Source organism: Streptomyces shaanxiensis (assembly GCF_039537145.1).
Classification (GTDB): Bacteria; Actinomycetota; Actinomycetes; order Streptomycetales; family Streptomycetaceae; genus Streptomyces; species Streptomyces shaanxiensis.
In genome coordinates this window covers 123,508-141,550 of the sequence record NZ_BAAAZY010000006.1, presented here as the reverse complement: position 1 = coordinate 141,550, position 18,043 = coordinate 123,508, and the positions used below count along the sequence as shown (strand labels likewise).

Genomic DNA, 18,043 nt, shown 5'->3' with positions numbered 1-18,043 from the left:
GACTGGTGTGACGCTGATGATGGCGGTGGCGGCCGTCTGGGGTGTGCTGCAGCTGTTCGCCGTTTCCTGGCCGACGCGTTCGGTGCGCCTGTCGACCGTGCTGCTGGCTCTCGCGGTGGGAGCGTACGGGTGCGGGGTGGCGACAGCGTTGGTGCAACTCGCGTACACGCGCGTCTACGCGGATCAGTCGGGTCGGTCGCTGGTGTCGGTGGTGAACACCACGGGCTACACGGTGGCTCCCTGGGTGGAGGAGCTGATCAAGGTTTCCCCGCTGCTACTGGCGGGGTTGAGCGCCAGAGTTCGCCGGCAGTGGGGGCTGACCGATTTCGTTGTGCTGGGCGCGGCGCTGGGGAGCGGATTCGGGCTGCTGGAGGCGGTTCTCCGATTCGGCCTGGACGCGGACCGGGCGATGGTCCGCGGTGAGGGCTGGATCATCCCCGACAGTTTGTCCCCGCCCTATGTGCCGGGCCTGGGGCAGGTGTTGACGGCTTGGCTCCCGGCGCCGTTCAGCCAACTGGCCATCGGCGGCTCGCCGGTCACGGAGACTTTCTCGCATCTGGTGTTGACGGCCATGGCCGGCTTCGGGGCAGGGCTGCTGTGGCGCGCCCACGGTTGGGTGCGGCTGATGTCGGTTCTCCCCATCGCGGCCGCCGCCGTACATCACACGCTGAACAACTACGCCGCGCAGAAGCCCACCAGTGAGGTCGCGGCACGGTGGCTCGAATCCCTGGACGGTTCCGCGTGGGCGGCGCCGCTCGTGTGCCTGGCCATCGCCATGGTCGTCGACCTGCGCCAACTCCACCGCGGAAAGCGCACCGTACCGGGCGTACTGCTCGCTACTGAACGCGCCGACGGCGACAGCCTGGGGGCCCTTCTGCGATACGCGGCATGGCGTCCGCCGTGGAGCCTGCTGCTGGTGCTGCGCTACGTCAGGCTGCGGCGCTCGTTGCTGTACGCAGCCGCTTCGGCGCAGCCCGATGGCACCGGGGAACTGCGTCGAGTGGTCGCGGGGATCACTGTCCGGATGGACGCCTCCGACAACCGGCGCGCCTGGCAGGCGTTGAACATCCGTGCCTGGCTGAAGGCAACCCGAGCGGGCCGCCGTTCTCGGGAGCGGTGGCTGCTCTTGATCCCGTGCGCACTCCTTCTCCCCTCGCTGCTGTTCCTGGGTGTCGGCTCGTTCATCTCCACTGCCGGCCTCCAGGAGTTCTTCAGTACTGGGTCGGGGCCGAAGATTCTCATGGGCTTCGGCATCGCGGCCTTGGCCTGGATCGCCTACCAGCTCACGACCTTGCTGCGCACCTGGAGGACGGCGTCGGCTCAGCCTCTGGGGGAACTGCTGGCGGTTCACCGCCTCCGCCTTGCCACCGCGCTGGGGGCCGCGACCACCGGCGTATTCCTGCTGTGGCGCGCGTTCGGGGACGCGGGTCCCGACGGCAGGGCGATTCGCACGCTGCATCTCCTCGACGCCCTGGACACCTTCCTGGTCTACCTCGGCTTCGCCCTTCTCCTGCTCTCCCTGCTCGCCCTCTTCCCTCCCGGAGGGCTCGCGCTTGCCGGCGGCGGCGTGGTCGGCGCCCTCACGGCTGAGGCCGCCCTCACGGCCGGCGTTCTTGGAACCGCCGGTGTCGTGTTGATGGGGGTTGGTTCCGGGGGAGCCGACGGGAGCGAGGCGAGCGGGGGCCGGCGGGAGGAAGTCCCGCAGTGGCTGCGTGACAAGTGGAACGAGGGGCGAGAGTTCAACAAGGACAACTGGCCACGTTACCCGGCCAATGAGGTCTACCTCGAGAACGGAAAAGTCCTCGACTCGTACAAGCCTGGAAAAGAGATCGTCTCGCGCAAGCAGACGCAGATAGCGAAGATCAAGCCGGATACGTTCAGGAACTATCTGCGTGAGATCAACCAGAAGTACAAGGCGGGAACAAAGATCCCGGATACGCCGAAGGCGCGCGCCGAATATCCGCAGTTGATCGGAAAGCCCCTGAAGGGTAAATACTATATCGAAGTCCCCGTGCAGTCCCAGCCTGTGCCAGAATGGGCGCTCAGGGATGCAGCGAACCACGGCGTGATAATCCGAGACGTGCAGGGTTTCATCTACCGGATACCGAAGGGTGCGGGCTGAATCAGCCATGATCTGGACCTACTGCGAGCAGTGGAACAACCTCACCGAGACGCCCATGAACCCGTTGACGCCCGAGCAGGCTCAGGTCCGGCACGCCTCCGGCGAGTTGTACACCGCAGTCTCCTCCCCTGCCGTGCAGGCCGCACCGACAGTGCGGTTGGAAATGCGCTTGGAGACGGAGTACGCCTCGGTCATCTTCATGGACGAATACGGTCGCGACACACTGGACTACACCTTTAGGCTCATCAACGGATCCTTCTTTCTGGAGACGTCGACCTCGTACAGCTACGGAAATTCTCAGGAGCGAGGCGGCTACGCGGATGCCGACCGCACCGAGATCTACGAGTTCACCACCGATGGTGTTGTGCGGCGCACGGTCGAGGCCGAGGATGGCGAATCCAAGGAAAGTCGCCATGGAATCGATGTCTCCGCCAACTGGGAGCCGGTACCGGATTTCGGTGCGTACGCCTCACTGATCCGACGCGAACGTCAGTGACGTACGCTCCCGTTCATGTCCCTCACCCTCACCGTCCTCGGCACCGCCTCCCCGCACCCCGGCCCCGGCCGCCCCTGCTCCGGCTATCTGGTGCGCGGTGGAGGAGCCGAGGTGTGGGTGGATGCCGGGACCGGGACCTTCGCGGAGTTGCAGCGGCACGCTGATCCGGCGCGGTTGAGTGCGATCTGGGTCTCGCATCTGCATGCCGATCACAACGCCGATCTGCTTGCCGCCGTGTATGGGCTGGCCTATGGCGGGCTCACTCCGGACGCGCCCATTCCGGTCTATGCGCCCGGGGATTGCGCGCAGCGGCTCGCCGGGTTCTTCGGGCAGAGCGACACCGGATTCCTGAGCGGCATCCTCGACTTCCGGTCCCTGCACGACGGACACGCTGTCCGGCACGGCAACCTGTTGCTCACCTCGCGTGCGGTCGTGCACGACGTCGAGGCGTACGGGGTGCGGATCGAGAGCGGTGGGCGGGTTCTCGTGTACTCCGGGGACAGTGGGCCCTGCCCGGCGCTCGTCGAACTCGCCCGTGGCGCCGACCTGTTCCTGTGCGAGGCCGACATCGATGAACATCGCGAGGGTGAGCAGGTGCATCTGACGCCCGAGGACGCCGGGAACGTCGCCCGTGAGGCGGGCGTGGGGGAGCTCGTCGTCACGCATGTCGGGCCCGCGCTCACGCCGGAGGTGGCGACCTCCCGTGCCGCCGCGGCCTTCGGCGGGTCCACCCGCACCGCACGCGAGGGTCACGTGCTGTCCGTCTGAGGCAACCTCAACTTCCTTTGTCAGAAGCATTGACGAAACATGCGGCCCCTCCTACCTTCGTCGCGTCGTACTTCGTACGTCATATATGAGACGCGATACGTGAGATCCCATACGCGAGATGCCCATCCCGCGAAGATCCGAGAGGCGCGCATGACCTCTGTGCCCACGCCGATCCCGTCCCGCACACAGTACGTGCTGGAGGAGATCAAACGCCGCATCCTCACTGGGCAGTTGACGCCCGGTCAGGCCCTGGTCGAGACCGAGCTCGCCGCTCAGTTCGGGGTGTCGAAGACCCCGGTGCGCGAGGCGCTCAAGACGCTGGCCGGGACCGGGCTGGTCGTGATGAGCCAGTACAAGGGCGTCACGGTGCGCATGGTGGACGCGGACATGGCGCGCGAGGTCTACGACGTGCGGCTGCTGCTGGAGCCCGAGGCGCTGAAACGGGCCGTCCGGCGAGGGGCCTCCCTCGATGCCGCCCGGGATGCCCTGACCCGCGCCGACGCGGCCGCCGACACCGCCGAACGGTCGCTCGCCAACCGGGAGTTCCACCGCGCCCTCTACCTGCCGTGCGGCAACCCGCTCCTCGGCCGGATGCTCGACGAGGTGCGCGACCAGGCCGCCCTCGTCTCCGCCGTCGCCTGGGCGGCCTCGCCCTCCTGGGGGCGGGAGGCCGGCGAGCACCGGGAGATCCTGCGGCTCGCGCTCGACGGGGACGCCGACGGCGCGGCGCGCGCCCTGCACGCCCACATCGCGTCGTTCGTGCAACGGGCCTTCCCCGACGCGGAGGTCGAGGCCCAGGGAGAGGACGGTCGGGCATGACACCGCGGTCTGGCACGGCAACGACGTTCGAGACCCAGCGGGCGGCCCTGGCCGACGTGGTCGCGATCCCGGTGACCCCGTTCGCCGAGGACGGCCGCGTCGACCAGGACGCCCACCGGGCCCTGCTGCGTCGTCTCCTCGACGGGGGGATCAGGACCCTGACCCCCAACGGGAACACCGGCGAGTTCTACGCCCTCACCCCCGAGGAGCGCCGCCTCGTCACCGAGTTGACCGTCGACGAGGCCGGCGACCGCGACGCCGTCATCCTCGTCGGCGTCGGTCACGACGTGCCCACCGCCATCGCTTCCGCCCGGCACGCCCGTGAGCTCGGCGCCCAGATGGTCATGGTCCACCAGCCCGTCCACCCGTACGTCTCGCAGGGCGGCTGGGTCGACTACCACCGTGCCATCGCCTCGGCCGTACCCGAGCTCGGTGTCGTGCCGTACATCCGCAACGCCCAGCTCGGCGGCGCGCGCCTGGCCGAACTCGCCGACGACTGCCCCAACGTCATCGGCGTGAAGTACGCCGTCCCGGACGCCGCCAGGTTCGCCGCCTTCGCCCGCGACGCCGGGCTGGAGCGCTTCGTCTGGGTCGCCGGGCTCGCCGAGCCGTACGCGCCCTCGTACTTCTCCGCGGGCGCCACCGGCTTCACCTCGGGGCTGGTGAACGTCGCCCCGGCCGTCTCCATGAACATGATCGAAGCGCTTCGATCCGGGGACTACCCCGGCGCGATGAAGGTCTGGGAGCAGATCCGCCGATTCGAGGAGCTGCGCGCCGCCAACGGCTCCGCCAACAACGTCACCGTCGTCAAGGAGGCCCTCGCCTCCCTCGGCCTGTGCCGCCGCGATGTCCGCCCGCCGAGCCGGCACCTGCCCGAGGACGAGCGCGCCGAGGTCGCCGCGATAGCCGCCGGATGGTCCATATGACCGACAGGAAGCGCCCCGAGGAACTCAGAAGCCATCAGTGGTACGGCACCGAGGGCCAGCTGCGCACCTGGTCGCACAACGCCCGCATGCGCCAGCTGGGATACGAGGCGGAGGAGTACCGGGGCCGTCCGGTGATCGCCGTCCTCAACACCTGGTCCGACATCAACCCCTGCCACGTCCATCTGCGCGAGCGCGCCGAGGCGGTCAAGCGGGGGGTGTGGCAGGCCGGGGGCTTCCCGCTCGAGTTCCCGGTCGCCACGGTCTCGGAGACGTACCAGAAGCCCACCCCGATGCTCTACCGCAACCTCCTCGCGATGGAGACGGAGGAGCTGCTGCGGTCGTATCCGATCGACGCGGCGGTGCTGCTCGGGGGCTGCGACAAGTCGACGCCGGCACTGCTCATGGGCGCGGCCTCGGCTGACGTACCGTCGATCTTCGTCCCTGCCGGGCCCATGCTGCCGGGGCACTGGCGCGGTGAGACCCTCGGGTCTGGTACCGACATGTGGAAGTACTGGGACGAGCACCGCGCGGGCAACCTCACGGACTGTGAACTGCGGGAGTTGCAAGGAGGGTTGGCGCGTTCGCCCGGTCACTGCATGACCATGGGGACCGCGTCCACGATGACCGCGGCCGCGGAGGCCCTCGGCATGACGCTGCCGGGCGCCTCCTCGATCCCGGCCGTCGACTCCGGGCACGAGCGGATGGCCGCCGCCTCCGGGCGCCGGGCCGTGGAGCTCGCGTGGACCGGGCTCAAGCCGTCCGAGATCCTCACCCGCGAGGCCTTCGAGGACGCCGTCACCACGGTGCTCGGGCTCGGCGGCTCCACCAACGCCGTGATCCACATCATCGCGATGGCGGGCCGCGCCGGGCACAAGCTCACCCTCGACGACTTCGACCGCATCGCCCGTACCGTCCCGGTGCTGGCGAACGTGCGGCCCGGCGGACAGACGTACCTCATGGAGGACTTCTACTTCGCCGGCGGTCTGCCCGCCTTCCTCTCGCGGATCACCGACCTGCTCCACCTGGACCGGCCGACCGTGGGCGGCACGCTGAGGAAGCAGCTCGAAGGTGCCGTCGTCCACAACGACGACGTCATCCGCACTCGCGAGAACCCGGTCGCCGCCGAGGGCGGAGTCGCCGTCCTGCGCGGCAACCTCTGCCCGGACGGTGCGGTCATCAAGCACATCTCCGCCGAGCAGCACCTGCTCGCGCACACCGGTCCCGCGGTCGTCTTCGACGACTACAAGACCATGCAGCGGACCATCAACGACCCGTCGCTGAACATCACCGCCGACAGCGTGCTGGTGCTGCGCAACGCGGGACCCAAGGGCGGGCCCGGCATGCCCGAGTACGGCATGCTCCCCATCCCCGACCACCTGCTCAAGCAGGGCGTGCGGGACATGGTCCGGATCTCCGACGCCCGGATGAGCGGCACGAGCTACGGCGCGTGCGTGCTGCACGTGGCGCCGGAGTCGTACGTCGGCGGACCGCTCGCCCTGGTCCGCACCGGGGACCTGATCACCCTGGACGTCGGGGCGCGCACTCTTCAACTCGACGTGGATGACGAGGAGTTGGAGCGGCGCAGGGCGGAGTGGGCGCCACCGCCCGCACGGTACGAGCGCGGGTACGGCGCGCTCTACAACGAACAGATCACCCAGGCCGACACCGGCTGCGACTTCGAGTTTCTCGCCCGGCCGGGCAAGGTGCACGACCCCTACGCGGGCTGAACCACCCCTGACTCACGCCCTTGTTTGGCCGAAATCCCGAACGATGATCGGAAAGCGCTTCACCGAGAACGGAGAACAGTCATGGCCCAAGCCGCAGCCGTGGCGAAACCGCCCGCGCCACCCCGGCGACGCCGTGCCTCCGCCACGCCGCGCCGGCTTCCGTATCTGCTGATCGCCCCCGCCGCCCTGCTCATGCTGGGCTTCATCGCCTACCCGGTGATCAGCGTCTTCTACTACAGCCTGCAGGAGTACAACCCCACCAAGCCGTGGCGGAACGGCTTCACGGGCCTCGACAACTTCGTTCACGCCTTCACCGAGGACCCGCTGTTCTGGGACACGCTGGTCTTCAGCGCCAAGTGGGTGTTCGTCGAGGTCGGGCTGCAGCTGCTGTTCGGGCTCGCGCTCGCCCTGATCGTCAACCAGACCTTCGTGGGACGGGCGTTGGGCCGCGCGCTCGTGTTCTCCCCGTGGGCCGTGTCCGGTGTGCTGACCTCGGCGATCTGGGTGCTGCTCTACAACTCCCAGACGGGCATCACGCGTTACCTCGCCGACGTCGGCATCGGCTCCTACGGCACCAGCTGGCTGTCGGACACCTCGACCGTGTTCCCGGCGGCGATCATCGCCGATCTGTGGCGCGGCGTGCCGTTCTTCGCGATCCTCATCCTCGCCGACCTCCAGTCCGTCTCGAAGGACCTGTACGAGGCCGCCGAGGTCGACGGGGCCAGCCGTATCAAGCAGTTCTGGCACATCACGCTGCCGCATCTGAAGGACGCCATCGTGCTGTCCACGCTGCTGCGCGCGGTCTGGGAGTTCAACAACGTCGACCTGCTGTACACGCTGACCGGCGGCGGACCGGCGGGAGTGACCACCACCCTGCCCCTCTACATCGCCAACACCAGCGTCGACGCGCACAACTTCGGCTACGCGTCCGCCCTGACCACGGTCGCGTTCGTGATCCTGCTCTTCTGCTCGATGGTCTATCTGCGGCTGAGCAAGTTCGGAGGTGAGGACAAGTGAGCGTGAAGGAAGCCACCAAGACCGCGCCCGCACCCGTGCGCGCCGCTCCCGAACCGCCCCGTCCGAGGAAGAAGCACCGCGCCTACGACGAGGTCCCGCGCTGGCAGATCTACCTCCCGCTGTCGATCTACCTGGTCTTCACCCTGATCCCGTTCTACTGGATCCTGCTGTTCTCCCTGCGCCCGGCCGGCTCGACCTCGCTCGTGCCCTGGCCGATGACCTTCGACCACTTCGAGAAGGTCTGGACGGAGCGGAGTTTCGGGACGTACTTCCAGAACAGCGTGCTCGTCGGCGTCGTCACCCTGCTGATGACGACGCTCGTCGCCCTGGCCGGCGGCTACGCCCTCGCGCGCTTCAACTTCAAGATCAAGCGGGCGTTCATGCTCGCCCTGCTCTGCTCCCAGTTCGTGCCGGGTGCGCTGCTCCTGGTCCCGCTGTTCGAGATCTTCGCCGAGCTGCAGATGATCAACTCGCTGGGCAGCGTCATCATCGCGGAGACAGTGTTCCAGCTGCCGCTGTCGATCATCCTGATCAGCAACTTCATCAAGAACGTGCCGTACTCCCTGGAGGAGGCGGCGTGGGTCGACGGCTGCAACCGGATGACGGCCTTCAGGATCGTCGTCCTGCCGCTGCTGCGGCCCGGTCTGATCGCCGTCGGCTCCTTCGCCTTCGTGCACTCCTGGAACCACTTCCTGTTCGCCCTGATGTTCCTCAACAACCAGGAGAAGCAGACCATCCCGGTCGGCCTCAACACCCTGATGGGCGCCGACAGCGTCGACCTGGGCGCGCTCGCCGCGGGCGGCATCATCGCGGCCGTACCCGTCGTGATCGTGTTCGCCTTCATCCAGAAGTGGCTGATCACGGGCTTCAGCGCGGGGGCGGTGAAGGGATGAGACCGCGTCAGTCCCTGAGGTTCCGTCAGGTCGCGGCGCTGACCACGCTGTTGGCACTGCTCTGCGTCCCCGCCCACGCCGACGACTCCCGCGACATCAGCCGCGACACCCTCGCCCCGAACGACGGCTGGGCCTCGGCCGACGGTGGTACCACGGGGGGTTCCACCGCCGACGACGCCCACGTCTTCACCGTACGCGACCGCAGTGAGCTCGTCCGCGCCCTCGACGGCGGCAGCGCCACGCCGAAGATCATCAGGGTCGCCGGGACCATCGACGTCAACACCGACGACGACGGCGACCACCTGGACTGCGCCGACTACGCGACCGACGGCTACGGCACCAAGAAGTACCTGGCCGCCTACGACCCCCGCACCTGGGGCTCCGCCAGGCCCAGCGGCCCGCAGGAGGAGGCCCGCCAGGCCTCGGCGGCCAGACAGGCCGAGCGGATCGAGCTGGCCGTCGGCTCCAACACCACCATCGTCGGACTCGGCGACAGCGCCGTACTCAAGGGCGCCAGCCTCCAGATCGAGGGCGCGGACAACGTCATCGTCCGCAACCTCGAACTGCGCGACGCCTACGACTGCTTCCCTGTGTGGCAGCCCAACACAGGTGGCCTCGGCGACTGGAAGACGGCGTACGACAACATATGGCTGCGCGGCGCCACACATGTGTGGATCGACCATGTGATCCTCAGCGACAAGGGTCACCCGGACGAGCAGGAGCCCACGTACTTCGGCCGCAACTACCTCCGCCACGACGGCCTGCTCGACATCACCAACGCCTCCGACCTGGTCACCGTCTCCTGGAGCAGGTTCGCCGACCACGACAAGGCGATCCTTGTCGGCAACGGCGACACGGCCACCGGTGACCGGGGCAAGCTGCGGGTCACCCTGCACCACAACGAGTTCGAGTCCGTCGTCCAGCGCGCGCCCCGCGTCCGCTACGGGCAGGTGCACCTCTACAACAACCGGTACGTCGTCCCGGCCGACGCGCACGACTACCGCTACTCGATCGGCGTGTCGACCGAGTCGGCGATCTTCGCGGAGAACAACGCCTTCCACACCCCCGGCCACATCGAGGTCGCCGACCTGGTCAAGAGCTGGAACGGCAGCGCCCTCCACCAGTCCGGCACCCTCTTCAACGGCTTCCCGGTCGACCTGCTCGCCATCCACAACGCCTACAACTCCGGCAGCGAGCGCGATCTCACGGCCGACGTCGGCTGGACACCTACCCTGCACACAAAGATCGACAGCGCCGGGGCGGCCGACCGAGCGGTGGCCCGTGGCGCGGGCGCAGGGAGGATCCCATGAGCACTGCCGTACCCATCGTCCTGGCGGGCGCGCGCGGCCACGGCCGCTGGCACCTGGAGAACATCCGCCGGCTCCAGGACAAGGGGATCGTCCGGCTGGCGGGGATCTGCGAGCTGACCCCGCTGAGCGAGGGGGAGCTTCCCGACGGGCTCGTCCTGCCCTCGGGCGCGCCCGAGCAGTCCGCCGACTTCGGTGCCCTGCTCGACACCACCGGCGCGCGGATCGCGGTGATCTGCACGCCGATCCCGACCCACACCGACCTCGCGCTGACGGCCGCGCGCAGGGGCGTGCACCTCCTGTTGGAGAAGCCGCCCGCCCCGTCGTACGCCGAGTTCCGGCGCATGGCCGACGGGGTCGCCGAGGCCGGGGTCGCCTGTCAGATCGGCTTCCAGTCGCTGGGCTCGCACGCGGTGCCGGCGATCCGGACGCTGATGGCCGAGGGCGCCGTCGGCGAGATCGTCGGGATCGGCGGGGCCGGTGCCTGGGCGCGTCCCGAGGCGTACTACCGGCGGGCACCCTGGGCCGGCAAGCGAAGGCTGAACGGTGTCGACGTCATCGACGGCGTGCTGACCAACCCGCTCGCCCACGCCGTCGCCACCGCGCTCGCGCTGGGCGGCACCACTCGCGCCGAGGACGTCACCGGCATCGAGACCGAGCTGCTGCGCGCCAACGACATCGAGTCCGACGACACCTCCTGCGTCCGCGTCACCACGACCGGCCGCCAGATCGTCGTCGGCGCGACCCTGTGCGCCGAGGACCCCGACGAGCCGTACGTCATCGTCCACGGCGAACAGGGCCGGATCACCTTCTGGTACAAGCAGGACCGCGTCCTGCTCCAGCGCGCGAACCACGGCCCGGAGGAGTTCGAGTACGGCCGCACCGACCTGCTGGAGAACCTCGTCGAGCACCTCACCGACGGCGCCGACCTGCTGGTCACACCCGACGCGACCGGCGCCTTCATGAAGGTCGTTGAAGCGATTCGACTGGCCCCCGACCCGGCCCCGCTGCCGGAGGGGGCCTGGCAGCTGCTCCCCGACGAGCAGCGCCGGGTCGTGCCCGGCATCGACGGCCTGGTCGCGGCCGCCGCCGACACCCTCGCCCTCTACTCCGAGCTCGGCGCCCCCTGGGTACCGCCGGCACGAAACAACGAGGTGAGCACCTGATGACCCCCCACGACACCCCGGTGCTGCGCGTCGCGGGCCGGCCCGTCGGCCGGTACGTCACCCGGCCCGAACTCCCGGCCCGGCTCTCCCCGCGCCCGTACCTCCACCCCGTCACCACCCTGGCCGGCACGGCGGTCACCGAGCTCAGCCCGGCCGACCACACACACCACCTCGGCGTCGGTGTCGCCGTTCCCGACGTCGAGGGGTCCAACTTCTGGGGCGGCCGCACCTACGTCCGCGACCAGGGCCCGACCGAGCTGGACAACCACGGAGCCCAGCGGCACACCGCCTTCCAGCTCCGCGACCCCGACGGCTTCGTCGAGGAACTGCGCTGGGTGGCCTCCGGAGCCGAGCTGCTGCGTGAACGCCGTACGGTCGCGGCAACCGAACTCACCACGTTCGCCTGGGCGTTGGACTTCACCTTCTCCCTGACCAACGTCACCCCGGACCCGCTGTCCATCGGCAGCCCGGCGACGAACGGACGCCCCGGCGCCGCGTACGGCGGCTTCTTCTGGCGGGCCCGCAAGGAGGCGTCGGCGCCGGAGGTGTTCACCGTCGACCGCGAGGGCGAGGCGGCCGTCCACGGCACCCGCGCCGACTGGGTCGCCCTCGCGGGCGGCACCTGGACGCTCGTCTTCGCCGGGGCCACCGAAGAGACCCGGCAGGACCCGTGGTTCGTGCGCGCCGAGGAGTATCCGGGCGTCGGCTCCTCGCTGGCCGCCGAGGAGCGGCTGGCGGTTCCGCCGGGCGAGACCGTCGTCCGGCGGATCGTCACCGTCGTCGCCGACGGCCGGCTTCCCCGTCTCGAAGTGGCGGCTCTGGTCCGCAAGGCGGTGAGCCAGTGACGACCGGGACCTACACCAACCCCGTCCTGAACGCCGACTGGTCCGACCCTGACGTCGTCCGCGTCGGCGACGACTTCTACCTCACCGCCTCCAGCTTCGGCCGCGCCCCCGGCCTGCCCCTGCTGCACTCCCGCGACCTGGTCAACTGGACCCTGGTCGGCCACGCCGTCGACCACCTCGAACCGGCGCGGGAGTTCGCGGCGCCCCGCCACGACTGCGGCGTATGGGCCCCCTCGCTCCGGCACCACGACGACCGCTTCTGGATCTTCTGGGGCGACCCCGACCAGGGCATCTTCCAGGTCAACGCCCCCGAGATCCGCGGCCCCTGGACCAAGCCGCACCTGGTGAAGGCCGGCAAGGGCCTGATCGACCCCTGCCCCCTCTGGGACGACGCGACCGGCGAGGCCTACCTCGTGCACGCCTGGGCCAAGTCCCGCTCCGGCGTCAAGAACCGCCTCACCGGCCACCGTATGCACCCCGACGGCACCGAACTCCTCGACGAGGGCAAGCTGATCGTCGACGGCGACCGGATCCCCGGCTGGTTCACCCTCGAAGGACCCAAGCTCTACCAGCACGACGGCTGGTTCTGGATCCTGGCGCCGGCCGGGGGAGTGGAGACGGGCTGGCAGGGTGCCTTCCGCTCGCGCGAGTTCTTCGGGCCGTACGAGGAGAGGATCGTCCTCGAACAGAAGGACACCGACGTCAACGGACCGCACCAGGGCGGCTGGGTGCGCACCCCGTCCGGTGAGGACTGGTTCCTGCACTTCCAGCAGCGCGGCGCGTACGGCCGTGTCGTCCATCTCCAGCCGATGAGCTGGGGCGCCGACGGCTGGCCGGTGCTCGGCGACGACGGCGCCCCCGTCGTCGTCCACCGCACCCCCGACCTCCCGCCGCAGCCGCCCGCCGCGCCCGCCACCGACGACGACTTCCCCGGCGGACGCTTCGGCCGCCAGTGGTCGTGGACGGCCAACCCGCAGGACGGCTGGGCCACCCAGCACTCCGGCGACGGCCTGAAACTGGCCTGCGTGCGCTCGGCCGACGCCCACGACCTGCGCAAACTGCCGAACGTCCTCACCCAGCGGCTGCCCGGCACGCCCTGCGCGGTCGAGGTCGAACTACGGCTGGACAGCGACGAACCCGGGGCGCGGGCGGGGCTCGCGGTGCTCGGGGACGCCTTCGCCTGGATCGGGCTCCAGCGGGGCACGGACGGGGCGGTGCATGTCGTGCACCGGTTCGCGGAAGCCGTCGCCGAGCGGGAGCGGGACGCCGAGCACGCGCGGCTCGCACCGGAGGGACGAGTGCGGCTGCGGATCGAGATCGGGGCGGGGGCGCGCTGCCGGTTGTTCTACACGCTGCCTTCTGGGGGGACACCCCCCAGGCCCCCCGACGGAGACGGCCCGCGTCCTTCCGGGCCGGTCTTCGCCGCCACGCCCTGGCGCTGGGTCGGTGCCCTGCTCGGCCTGTTCGCCCTCGCGCCCGCCGGAACCGGACACGCCGGCGCGGCAACCTTCTCGCACTTCAGGATCGACCCCCTGTAACGCACCTGACCCGCTTGTAACGCACCTGCCCGTAAGCCTGTTGGGAGCCGCAATGACGCAGCACCTTGATAGCAAGCGCTTGCAGAGACCGGGGCACGGCAAGGTCCTGGCCGCCGTGCTCGGCCTTGTCGCCGCGCTGAGCCTCGGCGCGATAGGGGAGGCGAAGGCCGTAGGGGAGCCGAAGACCGCGAGTCCTACGGCGACCTCGGCCTCCGTCGACCGCTGGACCGACCGGCCCCACGGCTTCGCCTCCCTCGCCGGGGGCACCACCGGCGGGGCGGGCGGCAAGGTCGTCACCGTCACGGACCAGGCCTCGCTGGCCAAGTACGCGGCGGCCGAGGAGCCATACATCATCCGTGTGTCGGGCTCGATCGACGTCGAGCCCTTCGGCTCGGACATCGTGGTGGGGTCGAACAAGACGCTCGTCGGCGTCGGCGACACCGGCGAGATCGTGCACGGCGAGCTGCACCTCAACCCCGGCACGAGCAACGTCATCATCCGCAACCTGACGATCCGCGACAGTTACGTCGAGGGCGACTGGGACGGCAAGACGACCGACTTCGACGCGATCCAGATGGACACCGTCGACCACGTCTGGATCGACCACAACCGCTTCACGCACATGGGCGACGGGCTGCTCGACATCCGCAAGGACAGCCAGTACATCACCGTCTCCTACAACCAGTTCACGAACCACAACAAGGCGTTCGGGATCGGATGGACGACCAACGTCCAGACGCAGATCACCGTCGACCACAACTGGTTCACGGGCACCAAGCAGCGCAACCCGTCGGCCGACAACTGCGCCTACGCCCACCTCTACAACAACTACCTGTCGGCGCAGGTGGCCGACGGCGACCCGACGTGGACGTACGGGAACTGGTCGCGCGGCAGGACGCGGATGGTCATCGAGAACGGCTACTACGACGGGGTCCAGCACCCCTATCAGGCCGACGCGACGGCCGAGTTGGTCGAGCGCGGGTCGATCCTGAAGAACGTCAGCGGGCGGCAGGACGAGTGGGGTGCCGCCTTCGATCCGCGGGAGTTCTACGACTACCGGCTCGACCCGGCGGCCGCCGTCCCGGCGCTGGTGACGCGGTTCTCCGGGCCGCAGAAGCGGATCGGGGACTCGGTGACGCTGCACGTCCCCGGGGAGTACCCGACGGTGCAGGCCGCCGTGGACGCGGTGCCGGACGGGAACGCCGGGCGGGTCACGATCGCCGTGGCGCCCGGGACGTACCGCGAGAAGGTGTTCATCCCCGCGGGCAAGCCGAACATCGTGCTGGAGGGCAAGGGGCGGAATCGGTCCGACACCGTCATCGTCTTCGACACGCCTGCCGCGTACGGGGGTTCGACGGGGAGCGCGACCGTCAGGATCGCCGCGCACGACGTCACCGCCCGCAACCTCACCTTCAGCAACGACTTCGACGAGGCCGCGCACGAGCTGAACGGTGAGCAGGCGCTGGCGATGAAGACGACGGGTGACCGGATCGTCTTCGAGAACACCGCCTTCCTGGGCAACCAGGACACGCTGATGACCGACAGCCCAAAGCTGGACGTGATCAGCCGGGTCTACGTCCGGGACTCGTGCATCGAGGGCGACGTCGACTTCGTCTACGGACGGGCGACGACCGTCATCGAGCAGTCGGTGATCCGTGCGCTGAGCCGAGGGTCCAGCAGCAACAACGGTTATGTGACGGCCGCTTCGACCTGGACCGGCAATCCGTACGGCTTCCTGATCACCCGCTCCAGGATCGTGAGCGACGCGCCCGACGGGACCTACCACCTCGGGCGGCCCTGGCACCCGGGCGGTGAGCCGGCGGCGGTGGCGCAGGTGCTGATCCGGGAGACCGAGCTGCCGGCGGCGGTCAAGTCGTCGCCCTGGACCGACATGAGCGGGTTCTCGTGGAAGGACGCGCGGTTCGCGGAGTACCGGAACTTCGGACCGGGGGCCGCTGTCACCGCGGACCGGCCGCAGATGAGCGACGAGGAGGCGCGGTCCCACACCGTCGCCGACTACCTCAAGGGCGCCGACGGCTGGAAGCCGTACGCCCGCCACTGACCCCCCACAACTTCATATCTCCGTCTGATCCAGAAGAGAGAGCCGACCAATGAAGATCAGCAATCGCAGGAGCAGCACAGGCGGGCGCCGCACGTCGGCCGCCGTCGCCCTGAGCGCCGTGCTCGCCCTGACCGCCACCGCCTGCGGTGACGACGGGAGCGGCACGGGCGGCGACAAGGGCGCCGAGGGCAGCGGCAAGGGGAAGATCGTCTTCTGGGACAACAACGGCGGTGTCCGCACCGACATCTGGAAGGAGATCATCGCCGACTTCGAGAAGGCGAACCCCGACATCGAGGTCGAGTACGTCGGGATCCCGTCCACCGACTACCAGTCCAAGGTGGACACCGCCATCCAGGCCGACAGCCTGCCGGACGTCGGCGGTGTCGGTGCGGCCATGCTCGCCGGGTTCGCCGCGCAGAACGCGCTGGAGCCGCTGGACGACCGGCTCGCCAAGTCCTCCCTGAGCGGCAAGCTCAACGAGGACATGGTGGCTTCGCTGAAGGCCGCGGGCGGTGGTGACGGCAAGCTGTACTCGGTGCCGACCTCCGCGAACAACGGTGTGCTGTACTACCGCACCGACCTGTTCAAGAAGGCCGGGCTGGACGAGCCGACGACCTGGGACAAGTTCTACGAGGCCGCGGAGAAGCTGACCGACGCCGGGAAGAACGAGTTCGGGTACACCATCCGTGGTGGCTCCGGGTCCATCGCGCAGGCGCTGGACGCGATGTACGGGCAGTCCGGGATCACGTCGTTCTGGGACGCGAGTGGTGAGAAGACCACCGTCAACGACCCGAAGAACGTGGCCGCGCTGGAGAAGTACGCGGCCCTGTACAAGAAGGTCACTCCGGCCGCCGACCTCAACAACGACTTCACCAAGATGGTCGCGCAGTGGGACTCCGGCACGATCGGGATGCTGAACCACAACCTGGGGTCGTACCAGGACCATGTGAAGGCGCTGGGGACCGACAAGTTCCGGGGGATTCCGCAGCCGGTCGGCTCCGCCGGTAAGCGGGTTCAGGTGTCAAACCCCGTTGACGGGATGGGGCTGTTCAAGAGTTCCGGGAACAAGGAAGCCGCCTGGAAGTTCATCGAGTTCGCGACCTCGCACGAGGAGAACTCGAAGTTCAATGAGGCGGCTGGGCAGGTGCCGTCGAACAATGACGCCGCGAAGGACGCGTGGATTTCTGAGGCTGAGCCCACGAAATTGGCTGCCGCCGCGTTGACCGACGGGTCTACGACGATTGTGCAGTTGCCGTACTACCTGCCTGACTGGAACACCATCTCCAAGGCCGACAACGAGCCGAACTTCCAGAAGGTGCTGAACGGGGACATGAGTGCGAAGGAGTTTCTGGACACGGTGGCTGAGCAGCTGAATGAGGCTCAGGCCGAGTGGACGGAGCGGAACGGCTAAGAGCTCGGTTGTTTCTGTGCGCGGCCGGCTGCGGGTTGGTTGTGGCTGGTCGCGCAGTTCCCCGCGCCCCTAAGGGGGGTGCACCCCCCTTGCCTGAAAGGGACCCCTCGTGTCGCTCTCCCGTAGACAGGTCACCGTGGCGGCGCTCGCCGCCGTTCCCCTCGGCGTCGCGGTCGCCGGTACCGCACAGGCAACCCCGCGTCATCGCACTCTCTACATCGCCGGTGATTCCACCGCCGCCCAGAAATACGTCGACGCCGCCCCGGAGACCGGGTGGGGCATGGCGCTCCCCTTCTTTCTGCACAAGGACCGGCTCGTTTCCAACCATGCTGTGAACGGGCGTAGTTCGAAGAGCTTTGTCGATGAAGGGCGGTTGGATGTCATCCTCGCCGCCCTTCGCCCCGGCGACTTCCTGTTGATCCAGTTCGCGCACAACGACGAGAAGGTCACCGACCCCGCTCGGTACACCGAGCCCTGGACGACGTACCAGGACCATCTACGGCTGTACATCGACGGGGCCCGGGCCCGGGGCGCGCGGCCGGTGCTGGCCACGGCCGTCGAGCGGCGGCGGTTCGACGCCGAAGGCAACGCCGTGCCGACGCACGGCGACTATCCGGCGGCGATGCGGGCGCTCGCGCAGGAGGAGCGCGTCGCGTTGCTCGACATCCAGGCACTGTCGCTCGCGCTGTGGCAGCGGCTCGGGGTCGAGGAGACGAAGAAGTACTTCAACTGGACCGCCACCGAACAGGACAACACGCACTTCAACCCGTCCGGCGCGATCGCCGTGGCGCGTCTCGTGGTGCGGGAGTTGCTGCGTACGCGGGTGCTCGGTCCGCAGGACGTGCGCCGGCTCGACGAGGAGATCCCGGAGTCCTGGATCACCTGGCCGGAAGCCTCTGCCGCTTAAACCAACCCGCCGCTCAACCACCCTCCGATCGCAGAAGAG

15 protein-coding genes are annotated in these 18,043 nt (G+C 69.0%); all 15 read left to right on the top strand.

Going from position 1 to position 18,043, the window contains the following annotated elements; all coding sequences use genetic code 11:
• Window positions 1-16 precede the first annotated feature (16 nt).
• The 15 genes from ABD932_RS07425 to ABD932_RS07355 all read left to right on the top strand — a co-directional run bounded on the left by ABD932_RS07425 (window position 17) and on the right by ABD932_RS07355 (window position 18,004).
• The gene (locus ABD932_RS07425; protein ID WP_345010464.1) at window positions 17-2,122 is read left to right on the top strand and encodes a PrsW family intramembrane metalloprotease; all 2,106 of its coding nucleotides are present in this window, start codon (window positions 17-19) and stop codon (window positions 2,120-2,122) included.
• Between the two features lie 7 nt (window positions 2,123-2,129).
• Complete coding sequence (locus ABD932_RS07420) at window positions 2,130-2,618, top strand: hypothetical protein (protein ID WP_345009863.1); 489 nt, start codon at window positions 2,130-2,132, stop codon at window positions 2,616-2,618.
• A 15-nt stretch (window positions 2,619-2,633) separates the two neighbouring features.
• Window positions 2,634-3,386, top strand: coding sequence for an MBL fold metallo-hydrolase (locus tag ABD932_RS07415; RefSeq protein ID WP_345009861.1), 753 nt, complete (start codon window positions 2,634-2,636; stop codon window positions 3,384-3,386).
• A 150-nt stretch (window positions 3,387-3,536) separates the two neighbouring features.
• Window positions 3,537-4,205, top strand: coding sequence for a GntR family transcriptional regulator (locus ABD932_RS07410; RefSeq protein ID WP_345009859.1), 669 nt, complete (start codon window positions 3,537-3,539; stop codon window positions 4,203-4,205).
• Window positions 4,202-5,131, top strand: a complete 930-nt coding sequence (locus tag ABD932_RS07405; RefSeq protein ID WP_345009857.1) for a dihydrodipicolinate synthase family protein — start codon at window positions 4,202-4,204, stop codon at window positions 5,129-5,131. Before ABD932_RS07410 ends, ABD932_RS07405 begins: the two co-directional genes overlap by 4 nt.
• Complete coding sequence (gene araD, locus ABD932_RS07400) at window positions 5,128-6,858, top strand: L-arabinonate dehydratase (RefSeq protein WP_345009855.1); 1,731 nt, start codon at window positions 5,128-5,130, stop codon at window positions 6,856-6,858. The genes ABD932_RS07405 and araD overlap by 4 nt, the downstream gene beginning before the upstream one ends.
• Before the next feature lie 81 nt (window positions 6,859-6,939).
• Complete coding sequence (locus ABD932_RS07395) at window positions 6,940-7,875, top strand: carbohydrate ABC transporter permease (RefSeq protein WP_345009854.1); 936 nt, start codon at window positions 6,940-6,942, stop codon at window positions 7,873-7,875.
• A complete protein-coding gene (locus ABD932_RS07390; RefSeq protein ID WP_345009852.1) occupies window positions 7,872-8,768 on the top strand; it encodes a carbohydrate ABC transporter permease in 897 nt (298 codons plus the stop codon). Before ABD932_RS07395 ends, ABD932_RS07390 begins: the two co-directional genes overlap by 4 nt.
• Window positions 8,765-10,078 (top strand): pectate lyase family protein, encoded by a 1,314-nt coding sequence (locus ABD932_RS07385; protein WP_345009850.1) that lies wholly within the window; start codon window positions 8,765-8,767, stop codon window positions 10,076-10,078. Before ABD932_RS07390 ends, ABD932_RS07385 begins: the two co-directional genes overlap by 4 nt.
• Window positions 10,075-11,241, top strand: coding sequence for a Gfo/Idh/MocA family protein (locus ABD932_RS07380; RefSeq protein WP_345009848.1), 1,167 nt, complete (start codon window positions 10,075-10,077; stop codon window positions 11,239-11,241). The genes ABD932_RS07385 and ABD932_RS07380 overlap by 4 nt, the downstream gene beginning before the upstream one ends.
• Window positions 11,241-12,086: a DUF6807 domain-containing protein gene (locus tag ABD932_RS07375; RefSeq protein WP_345009847.1), complete on the top strand. Its 846-nt coding sequence runs from the start codon at window positions 11,241-11,243 to the stop codon at window positions 12,084-12,086. The genes ABD932_RS07380 and ABD932_RS07375 overlap by 1 nt, the downstream gene beginning before the upstream one ends.
• On the top strand, window positions 12,083-13,624 hold the full coding sequence (locus tag ABD932_RS07370) for a glycoside hydrolase family 43 protein (protein WP_345009845.1): 1,542 nt from the start codon (window positions 12,083-12,085) through the stop codon (window positions 13,622-13,624). Before ABD932_RS07375 ends, ABD932_RS07370 begins: the two co-directional genes overlap by 4 nt.
• Window positions 13,625-13,676: 52 nt before the next feature.
• A complete protein-coding gene (locus ABD932_RS07365; RefSeq protein ID WP_345009843.1) occupies window positions 13,677-15,686 on the top strand; it encodes a pectinesterase family protein in 2,010 nt (669 codons plus the stop codon).
• 49 nt (window positions 15,687-15,735) lie between these two features.
• Window positions 15,736-17,097 carry an ABC transporter substrate-binding protein gene (locus ABD932_RS07360; protein WP_345009841.1) on the top strand — a complete coding sequence of 454 codons (1,362 nt, stop codon included), beginning with the start codon at window positions 15,736-15,738 and terminating at the stop codon, window positions 17,095-17,097.
• Between the two features lie 109 nt (window positions 17,098-17,206).
• On the top strand, window positions 17,207-18,004 hold the full coding sequence (locus tag ABD932_RS07355) for a rhamnogalacturonan acetylesterase (RefSeq protein ID WP_345009839.1): 798 nt from the start codon (window positions 17,207-17,209) through the stop codon (window positions 18,002-18,004).
• The last annotated feature ends 39 nt before the right edge of the window (window positions 18,005-18,043 follow it).